Here is a 12,288-nt window from a genome sequence, read left to right as displayed (position 1 = left end):
GGATAGGGCGAACGCGGCGGTTCCATCGCCGAACCGGACTTTCCCCTCCCCGATGCGGCTTTCCCAGGCTTGCGTCTCGATGTGCGGAAAGCGCTTTGAAAGGAAATCGAGCAAAGTGAGGTCAACCGGAATCCCGCGGGGCACAACAACGGAGGATGCCTTTGGGGAGATACTGTTCATGGAGGAAATATAAACCGAAGTATTTCCCGCCCTGATGTCCCCTTTCGCTTCCGCCACCGATATACTGGACAAAGCCAATAGACCCAAGGCGGAACCTATGACGGTAAAACCCCAATCCCTATCCCTTCTCCTTCTCGCAGCCGTTTGCGCGTCGGCCCTGATTTCCTGCCTGGGCATTACCGGCAACGATTCGGGCGGCAGCCGCAAGACGGCCTCGATACGTCTCGTAACCCTGAGCGCTCCCACGCAGGATGCCGCTTTGGCCCGGCTTGGCGCGGGCAATACCACGGAGAGGCTGGAAAGTTTCCAGGTCGCCGTGGCAGGCATCACCTTGGTCAAAACGGTGGAGCTGAGCGGAACCGGTACGCATAATCCCGAGGGTAACTTCCCCATCTTCGAAAACAAATCCTTGTCCATGCGCATGCAAGACAGCATGTACCACGACTATAACGTGCCCCATGATAGCGACTATATCGATTTCATGACCGAGGCGGGTCGGGCGAAACTGGCGGCGACGGCGCCGTTCACCGAACAGGAAGTGGGCGATTACAATTTCGTCCTGATCAATTGGACCGAAGGATTCCGCGTGCGGGCTTCGGTGGATTTGGGCGATGGGAATACCGTCTATACCAAGGCGGGGACCTACGATTCAGCGCTACATCAAACTACGGCGGCCACCTCGATGTTCACCGGTCCGGCCGAAACCGTCATGGCCGTACATCCTAACGGAGGGACCTTTTTCCGTTTTCTCAAACCGCTCTCCATCAAGGAAAGCGATCTCAATTCGACCTTGATGGTGCATGACACCGTGACCCACCATGATTCCGCCGGGCATGCCGTCCCCTTCGACACCTTGGTCGCCGCCGGCCAACTCAGCGTTATGCTCATCTTCAATCCCGACGGCTTCATCACGGCTTGGGATTCTTCCCGCGGCACCTCTTCCATGATGGGCGGCATGGAACAGGCCGATTTCAGGGGGCCGGACGGGCTGGGTAACATGCATGTTCCCCCCTTGACCGCAACGGCGGTTCCCTACCGCCAGGGCCAGCGGATATGGAGGGAGACTTATCTCTTCGAAGCGCCCTATCCGGGCGACGACACGCGTGGCGTGCGCACGCGCCTCGAGCTTTACTTCGTAGAAGACAATATCGTAGCCATCAATCTGCACGGCCTTCCCGGCGCCGGCGGCGGGCCTCCGACCGATGCGCCCGGGGCCTTCTTCGTCGAAAACAAATCCGATGGCGGGTTAGACGTACAGAATTGGGATCACTCCCCGATTTTCAGCAACTTCCGCCGCTTGGCGGAAATCGGCGCCACGGGAACTTCGGATATGGATTTCATAGTGGCGACCATCCCGGGCGCGACCTACACCTTGGTCGAGAAACGGGTAATGAATCCTTAGCGCCGCAGCCGAATCCCCATCCCGTTGGGGACGCTAAACCTCGTAAGTCGGCGTCGCCTCATAGGGCTCCAACTTGCATGCGCAGTCGGCCGCCTCGTCCGCGACATCCTCGGGGGCCACGCGCGAAAGGATCTTGAAGACATCGTCATCTTCCCGCCGTTCCAGGTTTTCCGTGGCCACGTAAACGGACTGCTGCAAATGATGGGTCTTCGGATCCATATAGGCGTCATGATGCTGCATGCGGTCGCGGGCGGTTATGCGTAGCCGCTCCAGCTCCTTGATGACGGCGATGTTGTTCACCGTGCCCGCCCTTTCCACGGCCCGCAAGAGCTCCCGTGTCGCCATATAGCCGTTGTAATAGACGTTACCCGGGACCGGGATGCGCTCCTGGGGATAGGCCGCCCGGTATTTCCGGATGAAATCCGCTACTCCGGGAAGATCGAATTTGTGGTACCAGCAGGTGGCGAAGGTCCCGAACAGGCTCCCCTTGGGCAGCCCGTAGATGTCCGGCCAATCTTGTTGGTTGAAGATCCAGGCCGGCTTCTCCCGTAAGCCGGAATGCGAAGCCTGCGCCCTGAGGGCCTTCAAATAGTCGCCGCAAAACGCGGCCCCGACCACGTCCGGCTTCTGCCGCGTGATCTCTTGAAGGTAGGAGGTGAAATCGACGGTGCCTTTGGGGATCATCAGCTCGTTCATGATATGGGCGCCCCGGGCTTCCGCGGCTTTACGGACGGCGCCGTGGATTTGGGGCCCCCATTCATCGTCGCTGGTCAACAGCATCCACTTGTTTCCCACGGTCTGGATGGCGTACTTCACGATGGCCCGCCCGAAATTGTTCCCGTTCCCGTCCCATACGAATTTGACGCGATGGCAATGGGCCCCGGATTCGCTGGGAGAACTCGAATTGGTATCCAAGTAGATGGCGCCGTATTTTTGCGCGACTTGGGCGATGGAATCCGACACTCCCGAGCTGACGCCCCCGATCAGGAAATTGCATTCATAGCGCGAGATCATTTTTTCCGCCACCCGGGACCCGGTCGCGGGGTTGGTTTCGGTATCCTGGTGGATCCATTGGATTTTCCGCCCCAGCAGCCCGCCCCGCTCGTTGAATTCGGAAATGGCCATGCGGATCCCCAGCATTTCGCTGGCCCCGCTGCTGCCGTACTGGCCGGTGATATCGGTCGTGATGCCGATGGTAATGGGCTTGTCCTTGGCGGAGGCGTAGACGCGATTGATCGCCCATGGGCCGAAGAACGCCGACCCCAGGCCGACCCCCGCCAAACGTAAGCTGGTCTTACAAAATTCCCGTCTGTTCCATTTGCTCTCGGTATCCGCCATTGCCCCCTCCCAGGCTATTTTTTAATTTTAAAACCGCCGATGTGAAAAGCTAATTTCCGAGTCAACGTGCGGCACTATCTCCCCCTCCTTATTCCCGTCTTCTTCCTGTTTCCGCCCGATATCGTCGGAGCCGCGACGACTCTCACGGATGAAAATATGATCGCCGGCGTGGGAAACCATGCGGATATCCTGGAGGACGCCACCGGCGGGCTGAACATCCGGCAAGTCACGTCGCCCGAATATTCCGCGGGATTCCGCATGAGCCGGGACATCGTCCCCAATCTGGGCTTTACCCGATCCGCCGTTTGGGTCCGCTTCCAGGTAAAGAACCTCACCTTCTCCGATCCCTGGATCCTCCAGGCCGCTTATCCGGATATGGACAACGTGGAGCTGTATACCGGGGAGGGTCCGGATTGGGAAGTCCAGGAATTGGGGCAAGCGTTGCCGTTCTCCTCGCGGTTCATCATCAACCGCAATCTCCTTTTCCAGCTTTCCTTGCCTTTCGGCAAAGAGAAGACATTCTATCTCCGCTATCAAAACGGAGGGGGGATGGCCCTTCCCCTCAAGCTCTATTCCACGCAACGGTATCAAAGCCGCGCCCTGGAAGAACAGTTGGTCTTCGGGGTTTTCTTCGGATTCATGCTCGTCTTATCGCTTTACAACCTGATCCTTTTCGTCAAGGTCCGGGAATCCGGATACCTCTTCTACTTCATGTACATAACCGGCTACGGGCTGTTCCAATTCAGCCTATACGGGCTTGCCTACCAATATTTATGGCCAACATGGACGTGGTGGGCCAACCATAACGTGCCCGTCTTCCTCGGGTGCGCCTTTTTCTGCCGGCTTCTCTTCACCATGTCCGTGCTGGATAGCCGAAGAAACGCGCCGCGATTGCACAAGGCGCTGAAAGGGTTCCTGGCGGCGCCGATCCTTTTCGCCGCCTACCGGGTTTTGGCCCTCCTGGGCTGGCTGCCGCGCGCATTGGCCCTGGATCCCAGGGCGACCTTGGCGGTTTCGGCATTCTATTTCTCCGCCTTCACCCTCGCCATTTTCATGATCAACGTCCGATGCCTGTGGAACAAGGTTCCGGCCGCGAAAACCTTCCTGTTCGCGTGGATTTTCATGGTGTCCGGATTGATCCTGTACGCCTTGAAATTCGCGGGGGTTTTGCCCTCGAATATTTTCACCGAATACGGGATCCTTTTCGGATCGGTCGGGGAAATGTGCCTGCTCTTCATCAGCCTGGGGGAAAGCATCCAGGCCATAAAGTCCGAGGCGCAAGAAAGGCATCGGCGCCAGCAGGCGGCCGTACACGCCTTCCAGGATGAGCAGATCCGCTCGATGAGGTTGGAGTTGGAACTCCTTAAAGCCAACATCCATCCCCATTTCATGCTTAATTCGATCAACGCCGCGACCATGTGGATCAAGGAGGATCCGGCTACCGCGGAAAAGCTGTTGCATGCCTTGTCGCAGGAATTGAAACAGCTGCTGAAAATAGTCGGCGAAAAGGTCATCCCTATCGATGAGGAAATCCGGATCTGCCGTATGCATCTGGAGGTGATGAGCCTGCGCCACGACAAGTGCTTTACGCTTCGCCTCGAAGGCATCGAAGCCGGGGAAAGGATCCCGCCCATGGTTTTCCATACCTTAGTCGAGAACGGGCTCACGCATGGCTACGCGGGCAAAGAGGGAGGGGTGTTCGTCTTAAGCAGACGCGTGGATGAGGGCGATATCCATTTCACCCTTTTCAACGACGGCATTGCCGGGAACAAAAGCGCCGAATCGGGCGGACTCGGCCTGAAATACGTCCGGGCCCGGTTGCAAGAAGCCTATGGGCCGAGATGGCGGCTGGACTCGCGAGCGGTGTCCGGGGGCTGGGCGGTAACCATTTCCATAGAAAAGGAGACGAACCCTATGCTTCCTTCCAGGGATCGCCGTTCGGCGGCCCTCGCTAAAGCGGATTCGCCAGCCTGATCCGCGCGATACCACCGGGAGAATCACGATGCGGATTTTAATAGTGGAAGATGAACGGGTGGCTGCCCGCGGGCTACAGCGCATGGTGCAGGAAATCCTGGGCAAGGAAATTTCCTGGATCGGTTGCGAAGCGACCCTGGACGCGTCCCGGTTCGCCTTGGCCGAAAATCCGGTGGACCTGCTGTTCCTGGATTTGAATCTCAACGGGGAAAGCGGCTTCGAGCTTCTGCAAGGGGCGGTGGCCGGCTCATTCCATACCATCATCGTCTCGGCCAACGAAGACCAGGCGCTGCGGGCCTTCGAATACGGCGTCCTCGACTTCGTTCCCAAGCCCGTTTCCGAGGAGCGCCTGAAAAAAGCGATCAACCGGGTTAAGGACGCGAATTATGCGGGGAAGCACGCGAAATACCTGCCCATCCGCAAACCCCAAGGCATCGCCCTCATCCAATTGGAGGACGTATCCTATTTCCGCGGGGACGGGAATTACGTCGAAATCCGGCTTAAGAAGGGGGTTTCGGAATATCACCGACAAACCCTCGATTCGCTCGCAAAGGTCCTTCCGCCCCAGTTCTCCAGGATCCATCGTTCCTATATCGTGGACAAGCGGGAAGTCAAATCCGTGCTTTCCCATGGCGGCGGAATGTACGACGTCGAGCTCACGGGAGGCGCGAAATTGCCGCTTAGCCGAACCCTTTATAAGAATTTCAAGAACATCCATTTAGACTGAAAAAAGCGCGCCCATGCGCCGCGTTCCCGCGGCCCCTTTGCCTAGTGCGCTTGACCCCGGATTATCGCGTTTCACCCCATCGATGCTCCACTCCCGGCCCGGCCCTGCTAGCTTGCAACGGGCTTAGGAGGGGGAAGCATGATGAGTACGATAGGCCTGTATCCAGCCGGGCGTCCCGATCGGCTCGGCCGGGCGGGAGTCGATGAAAAGCATTTCGAAAACGTGTACAAGAAGTATTACCGGAAAATTTATCTGATCTGCCTGCGCTACAGTCCCAAATCGGATGACGCCAAGGATCTGGCCCACGACGTATTCGTGAAGTACTTCCAGAACTTCGAGAAGTTCCGCCACGAATCGTGCCCATCGACCTGGATGTACAGGGTCGCCATCAACCTCGGCATCCAGCGGTGGAGAAAGGAAAAGATCCGGTATCTGGATGAGCAGGAGTTGGAATTCGTTCCCGCCGAAACCCATGATAACGAAAGCCTTCTGTTGGACAGGATCACCTTGAAGAAGATCTTGGACCGGTGCCCGGAGCGCACGCGGAAAATCCTTTCCCTATTCCATATCGAAAGGATGACCCAAGTCGAAATAGGCAAGGTGCTGGGGATATCCCGGGCGACCGTGATACGCCATCTGATCCATTTAAAGGGGTTTCGCCAGCGCCACCTGAGAATGGATACGGTTTGAAAAGCCCCGCGAAAAACTAGATTCGGAAGACCGACTTTTGGTCTTCCATGCCTTACCGTCTTCGCCTTTCGATACGCCTCTTCGTTCTGGTCCTGTTCCTGGGCTCCGGATCGGGAGCCGGCGCCAGCGATGCGCGCCAGGAACCGGCGCCTGCGGCCCCTATCCCCCGCATCGATCAAAAAGGCATCCATGACGAGTACATCAACGGGAATTTCGAAATCGTCCTCAAGCGGATCGAGACCTTCCGGCAGAAAAATCCCGACCATTCCCGCGATGACAGCCTCTTCATAGCCCGACATCTCGCCGTCGTCCTCGCCGCTGATCCCCGTTCCGTCGAAGCCGGGAAGTACTGGATGCACCGCTTGCTGCTCCTGTCGCCGGACGCCGATCTTTCCGGGATGTACGCCAGCGAGGCTATCGAACGCATGTTCGGGGAAGTGAAGCGGGAGGACGACGCGCCCATGGGCCGGAGCGGCCGGCGCAAATGGCTTTGGATCGGGGCCGGCGGAACGGCCGTGGCCGCGGGCTTCGCCGTCTGGTTCGCGTTCTCGCATGCGGCGGAGAGTCCCGGACGGACGGTGGTGCCGGTAAACTTATGATCGGAGATTGCGCGGTTCCGCGCGGGCGGGCGCCGATTGCGGCAGGCGCGCTCACGGCGCTTGCCACCGCCTTCGTTCTCGTCCAGTCCGGCTGCCTGGGTCCCGACTCCGAGGGCCAATCCTACTTAAGCTTCCGGAATCCCGAGTTGACGGCGGGATTCGACTCCCTGAACGTCTGGGGCGTAAACGCGCGCAAAGGCGATACCCTCCTCATCCATCATTGGCTCAAGGGCGAGGACTTCCCGGCCGAAGCCGCTTATCCGCCGGGACTGGAGGCGGCCTTCACCCTGCTGGTGCGGGGATACATCAAGGGCATCCTGGTCTACCAGAGCCGCACCGCCATCGCGGGCGGCAAAGCCCAAGCCCAAGTACGGGACTATCGCCTCGCGGCGCCGGCCTTGCCGGACCTTCCCCTCGCTCTCGCGGGCCGCATCGGGGACGCGATCGAATTGGATCCCGTTTGGGAAACGCGCCCCGGGATCTATCGCCAAGCGGATAGCGGCGGTGCCGAAGTCTATACGCCGGAAGCCGACTTCGCCTGGTCCCGGGCGGGGAAACTGCTCGGAAGCGATAGCGTTCTCGGCTTCAAATCCCTGGCCCTGGCGGATTCCGGGGCCTATGTCTTCGCGGCCGCGAACCGGGCGGGACGGGATTCGATGACGTTCAAGCTGACGGTTAAGCAAATGCTTCCGCGCATTTCCGAAATCAAGCCGCAGTCCTCCCCCGCCGGGAGCGCCCTTACGGTAAGCCCGGTCATCACCCGATCCGATTCCTTGCTCTTCCGTTGGATGAAGGACGGGATTACCGTTTCCGTGGATACCGCCCTCAAGTTCGATTCCCTCGGCGCGCGGGATACCGGCCTTTATCAATTGGAGGTATCCAACGCCTCGGACACTACGGAAACCGCGTTATCCAACCATTTCACCGTTGGCTTCACCCCCAATCCGGTTAAGCGTTGGAGTTCCGACTATACCGTCTACGTCGGGGCCCAAGCCAATTCCACCTACGGGACCTCCCTCGATCTCGATGCCCATCGGGCCATTTTCTACGACGAGGCGAACAAGAAACCGGCCCTTATCGATCTGCTTCTCTTATACAGCGCGGGCAAGCTCAAGCTTATGAACGCCCTTGCGGCCAAGCGCGCGAAGGACATCACCTACGCGGACAGTTTCGATACCGCCAAACTCCATGACGTGAGGTTCGTGAAATCGGCTACCAAGCCCGCCTTGCCCGATAGCGGCCTGGCGGCCTATGCAAAGGGAAGCAAGCTGGATACGGCAAGCGTGACGGCCGGGCTCGGTTTCCTGGTAAAAACCCCCGATAGCAACCTGGTCTGGCTCAAGATCGAAGCCATCCAAGGAACCGGCACCTCGGCCTCGGCGAAACTGACCTTGGACATCGCCCCGTTTTAACCGGAAAGATTAGCTTTGAAAAGATGTCCGCCCCGGCCGGGCCTGATTGTCATAGCGATGGAAGGGACCTTTTCGGGACCTCCGGCTTTTGAAAGGAGCCCATCATGGAAGAATTCTTGCTGTTGGTCCGCGGATACGACTACAACGGCGTTTCGCCCGAAATCATGCAACAACGGATGAACGCCTATCGCCCCTGGATGGAGAAGATGACCGCCGCCGGTCGCTATAAGGGCGGCAACCCTTTGGAACCGGGAACGGGCCGCTTGCTCAAGGACAAACGCACGGTGTTGACCGACGGGCCGTTCCTGGAAAGCAAGGACATCATAGGCGGCTACGTCATCCTTCTCGCCAAGGACTATGACGAGGCCGTGGGCCTGGTGAAAGATTGCCCCCTTCTCGATCACTGCCAACTGGAGGTCAGGAAATTAGGCCCCAAGATGTAGATCCGGCCGGGGGCGGCCCGGGAAAGCCCGGGGGCCCGGGCGCCTTCCCTTCCATGGATCATTTTTTCCGGCACGAAGCGGGCCGGATCCTTTCCCTGCTGGCCCGGATTTTCGGCATCCGGAATCTCGCATTGGCCGAAGACATGGTCCAGGAGACCTTGCTCCAGGCCTTTAACCAATGGTCCTTCGGGCCTATTCCCGAAAATCCCAGCGCGTGGGTCCTGACGGTGGCCAAGCGCAAGGTGCTGAACCACCTGAAGCGGGATCGCTTCCTGGAAAAGAACGCGGAGGCCATCGCCTACGAGATCGCCGCTCCCGCCGACTTGGACGCCATCTTCCAGGAAAAGCAGGTGGGCGACTCCATGCTTCGCATGATGTTCGTCTGCTGCCATCCGGCGCTGCCGCCGGAAAGCCGCGTGGTCCTGGCCTTGAACATCCTGTGCGGGTTCAGCATCCGCGAGATCGCCTCCGCGCTCTTGTCCAAGCCGGACGCGATCGAAAAGCGCCTGTCCCGCGCCAAGCAGGAATTCCGCCGCCGCAACCTGCCGATGGAAATCCCATCCGGCGAGGACTTCGCCACCCGCATCCGCAGCCTGCAAACCTGCATCTACCTCTTGTTCAACGAAGGCTACAACTCGTCCCATCCGGAAATCCTGATTCGCAAGGATCTCTGCGGCGAAGCCATGCGTCTCTGCCGCCTGATCATCGATCAGCTACCGAGCCACCGATCTTCCCTGGCCCTGATGAGCCTGATGTGCTTCCATACCGCCCGGCTGGATAGCCGTATCGACCATCATGGCGCGCTGGTCCTCTTCGGAAGCCAGGATCGCTCTCGGTGGAACGGGGAATTGATCGCCTGGGGGCATCATTACCTTGCCGAGGCCGCGCAAGGCGAGGAACTGAGCGAGTACCATCTGGAGGCCGCGATCGCGGCGGCGCATTGCTCGGCCGCGGATTTCGCATCGACGGATTGGAAGTCCATCGACCAGTTCTACGCCGCCCTGGCGGAATTGAAAGACAATCCCGTGATCGAACTGAACCGGGCCATCATCCTGTTCCAGACCTCAGGTCCCGGCGCGGCGCTCGCGCTGTTGAAAGAGCTCGAAGCGCATCCCAAAATGAAGGACTACTACTTGCTGCATGCGAGCTTGGGGGAAGCGTATTTGCGGTTGGGGGAATGCATGCCCGCCTCGGATCATTTCGGCCGGGCCCTCGCTTTGACCGCGTCGGGGACCGAGAAGGAGTTCCTGAAGGGGAAGATGGCCCAAGCCGCGCAAGGGCCGGCCCATCCCCTCAGGGCTTCAGAAGGCCCTTAGGCACCAGGTTCTCGATCTTCCTTCCCGTCAGGTCCGAAACTTCGCGGCCCTCCGAAAGGATCGTCAGCGTCGAGCCATTGAACCCCAAATGATAAGCCTCCGGGCCCATACGCACCGGACGCGAGGCCGCTAGCAGTCCTGTACTCGGGTACAGGGATTTGTACAATGGGTCCTCCGGCAAAAGCTTGATGCGCCAGCCCCGATACCAGACTTCGCCGCCTTCGGATTGGACCGTGATCATGCCTTCGGTGAGGGTTTTCACCACGTTGTTGGCGTCATTGGTATGCGCGATGCGGGGATTCCAGTACTCCATCACCTTCTGTCCGTCGACGAAATGGCGCGTGGTGTCCTTGCCGTGGACCTCCGTCCGCATGGTGACCCAGCCATGCGATGCCACGGTGGAAGGATAGGGTTTTTGCCAACCCGGGAAACCGACGATGCAATTCAAACCGCCCGCGCCCCCGAAACTCATCACCGGCTGGGTGCTGTCGACTTGGGCGCCATGGGTGGCGTCCGACTTCCCGTGGAAGGTGATCCAGGGGCGGGCGCCGTTGGCCCCCAGGCACCAGACCTGCCCGATGCCCTGGTTGGGATCGCCTTGGGATTCGATGCATTCGGGAAGCCCGCCGCCTTGGCCCTGATCATTCCACTGGACCTTTTCCATCGACCCCGTATTGTAGACGTTACCCGGCCAACGGAGCTGCACTTCCATGATGTAATGGGAGAAAACCTGTTTGAAGATGAGCTGACCGTTGGGTTGGCCTACGGTGCGGATAGTGTCGCCGCCCTGGACGAAGAAGACTTTCCCGAAGGGCGCCGCGGAGGCTTCCTGGGCGGGCGACCCGTTTCCCGTGTACAACGAGAAGTCGCTTTGGTTGTCGCCGCGGAATACCTTGATCCAGCCCGCTGAATCGGGCTTGGGAAGGGTCACCGTGGGGATGGTTTGGGCTTGGGCGGTTTGTGCCGCGATGCCGATCACAACGGCAAGAGCCGCGCCGGCCGCGGCCGACTTCACAAAAAAGCGATTTACCATGCTGTCCCCTTTAACCCGTTTCAGGCATAATACTGCCGAAGACGTACGTATCTTGGGCAGTCCTCGAAATAAACATTTCCAAATGAAAACGCCATCGCCCATACACCGGCCCCCGGATGGCTTTGGCATTCGCGCGGAAGATCTCGATCCATCCGCCCCTCCGAAGAAGATAACGCTATCGCGCCCAGTTTGGCGGCTTCATCCCGGAATTAGCATTTCCAGATGAAAACAACCGAATTCGAGGACCCCTAGGGAAGGGAACCGCAGGAAGGGAGCGGATTTTTACCCGGCGCATCCGTGGCGGAATGTTCTAATCGGGCGGCCTCAACGGGATTTTCCAGGTCCGAACCTTTGCCCGGTTCTGGACGCGCCCCAAGACATCCACCGCGCTAGGCGCGATCTCGGCCCGCCCTGCCCGCCGGTCGCTTGGCCGTATCGGATCGGCCCCGAAGGCCACGTCGATGCAACCGTGGAATCGCTGCAAGGTGGATTCGTTCCGGCCCCATTCGCCGTAAATCACGTGATGGCCGCTGCGGGCCGGCACGGTACATCGGGTCGTGAATTTCTGAAGCGTCTTGTCCACGATGATGTTGGGGTTGGCCGCGGGATTCTTGTCGTCATAGAGTTCCATGCAGAAGGGTTCGGTCTCGAAATCGTCCCAGGTCAATTCGCGGGTGGGCGAGAATACGAAGCCGGCCTTGGTGATCCAATAACTGAAATCGCGCGTGTCGTCGTAATGCGGGCCCCAGGCGACGTTCCAGGTAATGGATTGAAGGCCGGGCTTCATCGGGGTCGTGAACCAATCCATGGGTACGTCCCAGGGGGTTTGCGCCCCTTTCCACGTTTCGCTATTGAAGCTGCACACGTGCTCGGGCAAGGGCGTGGTCTTGGCGCGGCCCCAGGAATGGGTCACCACGGTCATGAAGTTGTAGCCGGCCATGGGGATGGCCGCGAAAGCGGTAGAGCAGGCGGGGAATTGGGCGCGGTTGTTCAGGATTTCATCCGGCTTGGTGGTGAAGCCGCAGTACCAATTGCGGGCGGGCGGGCTTTCCATCAACCCATCCGCGCGGATCGTTACGGCGGCGCCCAGGACGGCCAATCCGAAGGCTATCGCTTTACGTACCATTGCTCTCCTCCCGAGGCCTTTTTAGTGCCTACGGCGATGCCGGGGGTT

11 protein-coding genes are annotated in these 12,288 nt (G+C 59.3%); 8 read left to right on the top strand and 3 right to left on the bottom strand.

The window, feature by feature from the left end:
- Positions 1–277: 277 nt before the first annotated feature.
- Positions 278–1,582: a hypothetical protein gene (locus JF616_15905; protein ID MBW8889239.1), complete on the top strand. Its 1,305-nt coding sequence runs from the start codon at positions 278–280 to the stop codon at positions 1,580–1,582.
- 33 nt (positions 1,583–1,615) lie between these two features.
- Here the strand turns inward: JF616_15905 and JF616_15900 are convergent, their stop codons facing one another.
- Positions 1,616–2,920 (bottom strand): ABC transporter substrate-binding protein, encoded by a 1,305-nt coding sequence (locus tag JF616_15900; GenBank protein ID MBW8889238.1) that lies wholly within the window; start codon positions 2,918–2,920, stop codon positions 1,616–1,618.
- A 156-nt stretch (positions 2,921–3,076) separates the two neighbouring features.
- On the opposite strand from JF616_15900, the gene JF616_15895 reads away from it, so the two are divergent.
- The 7 genes from JF616_15895 (at position 3,077) to JF616_15865 (ending at position 10,081) form a co-directional block, all read left to right on the top strand.
- On the top strand, positions 3,077–4,894 hold the full coding sequence (locus tag JF616_15895; GenBank protein ID MBW8889237.1) for a histidine kinase: 1,818 nt from the start codon (positions 3,077–3,079) through the stop codon (positions 4,892–4,894).
- Between the two features lie 28 nt (positions 4,895–4,922).
- On the top strand, positions 4,923–5,621 hold the full coding sequence (locus JF616_15890; GenBank protein ID MBW8889236.1) for a response regulator transcription factor: 699 nt from the start codon (positions 4,923–4,925) through the stop codon (positions 5,619–5,621).
- A 138-nt stretch (positions 5,622–5,759) separates the two neighbouring features.
- Complete coding sequence (locus tag JF616_15885; GenBank protein MBW8889235.1) at positions 5,760–6,311, top strand: sigma-70 family RNA polymerase sigma factor; 552 nt, start codon at positions 5,760–5,762, stop codon at positions 6,309–6,311.
- 47 nt (positions 6,312–6,358) lie between these two features.
- On the top strand, positions 6,359–6,910 hold the full coding sequence (locus JF616_15880; protein MBW8889234.1) for a hypothetical protein: 552 nt from the start codon (positions 6,359–6,361) through the stop codon (positions 6,908–6,910).
- Positions 6,907–8,322 carry a hypothetical protein gene (locus JF616_15875; GenBank protein ID MBW8889233.1) on the top strand — a complete coding sequence of 472 codons (1,416 nt, stop codon included), beginning with the start codon at positions 6,907–6,909 and terminating at the stop codon, positions 8,320–8,322. The genes JF616_15880 and JF616_15875 overlap by 4 nt, the downstream gene beginning before the upstream one ends.
- 104 nt (positions 8,323–8,426) lie before the next feature.
- Complete coding sequence (locus JF616_15870; GenBank protein MBW8889232.1) at positions 8,427–8,765, top strand: hypothetical protein; 339 nt, start codon at positions 8,427–8,429, stop codon at positions 8,763–8,765.
- 53 nt (positions 8,766–8,818) lie between these two features.
- Positions 8,819–10,081, top strand: coding sequence for a sigma-70 family RNA polymerase sigma factor (locus JF616_15865; GenBank protein ID MBW8889231.1), 1,263 nt, complete (start codon positions 8,819–8,821; stop codon positions 10,079–10,081).
- Here the strand turns inward: JF616_15865 and JF616_15860 are convergent.
- Both JF616_15860 and JF616_15855 read right to left on the bottom strand, forming a co-directional pair.
- Positions 10,059–11,114, bottom strand: a complete 1,056-nt coding sequence (locus tag JF616_15860; protein ID MBW8889230.1) for a DUF1080 domain-containing protein — start codon at positions 11,112–11,114, stop codon at positions 10,059–10,061. The two genes, JF616_15865 and JF616_15860, sit on opposite strands and share 23 nt — an antisense overlap.
- A gap of 310 nt (positions 11,115–11,424) precedes the next feature.
- The gene (locus tag JF616_15855) at positions 11,425–12,240 is read right to left on the bottom strand and encodes a lytic polysaccharide monooxygenase (protein MBW8889229.1); all 816 of its coding nucleotides are present in this window, start codon (positions 12,238–12,240) and stop codon (positions 11,425–11,427) included.
- Between the last annotated feature and the right edge of the window lie 48 nt (positions 12,241–12,288).

It is taken from the genome of Fibrobacterota bacterium, assembly GCA_019509785.1.
Taxonomy (GTDB): domain Bacteria; phylum Fibrobacterota; class Fibrobacteria; order UBA11236; family UBA11236; genus Chersky-265.
The sequence above is the reverse complement of the archived record's forward strand: the minus strand, read 5'-3'. Positions and strand labels throughout refer to the sequence as shown.

Excerpts from the sequence above, each read along its gene's own strand:
- JF616_15905 (MBW8889239.1), top strand. The coding sequence starts at position 278 with ATGACGGTAAAACCCCAATCCCTATCCCTTCTCCTTCTCGCAGCCGTT.
- JF616_15900 (MBW8889238.1), bottom strand. The coding sequence starts at position 2,920 with ATGGCGGATACCGAGAGCAAATGGAACAGACGGGAATTTTGTAAGACC.
- JF616_15895 (MBW8889237.1), top strand. The coding sequence starts at position 3,077 with ATGATCGCCGGCGTGGGAAACCATGCGGATATCCTGGAGGACGCCACC.
- JF616_15890 (MBW8889236.1), top strand. The coding sequence starts at position 4,923 with ATGCGGATTTTAATAGTGGAAGATGAACGGGTGGCTGCCCGCGGGCTA.
- JF616_15885 (MBW8889235.1), top strand. The coding sequence starts at position 5,760 with ATGATGAGTACGATAGGCCTGTATCCAGCCGGGCGTCCCGATCGGCTC.
- JF616_15880 (MBW8889234.1), top strand. The coding sequence starts at position 6,359 with ATGCCTTACCGTCTTCGCCTTTCGATACGCCTCTTCGTTCTGGTCCTG.
- JF616_15875 (MBW8889233.1), top strand. The coding sequence starts at position 6,907 with ATGATCGGAGATTGCGCGGTTCCGCGCGGGCGGGCGCCGATTGCGGCA.
- JF616_15870 (MBW8889232.1), top strand. The coding sequence starts at position 8,427 with ATGGAAGAATTCTTGCTGTTGGTCCGCGGATACGACTACAACGGCGTT.
- JF616_15865 (MBW8889231.1), top strand. The coding sequence starts at position 8,819 with ATGGATCATTTTTTCCGGCACGAAGCGGGCCGGATCCTTTCCCTGCTG.
- JF616_15860 (MBW8889230.1), bottom strand. The coding sequence starts at position 11,114 with ATGGTAAATCGCTTTTTTGTGAAGTCGGCCGCGGCCGGCGCGGCTCTT.
- JF616_15855 (MBW8889229.1), bottom strand. The coding sequence starts at position 12,240 with ATGGTACGTAAAGCGATAGCCTTCGGATTGGCCGTCCTGGGCGCCGCC.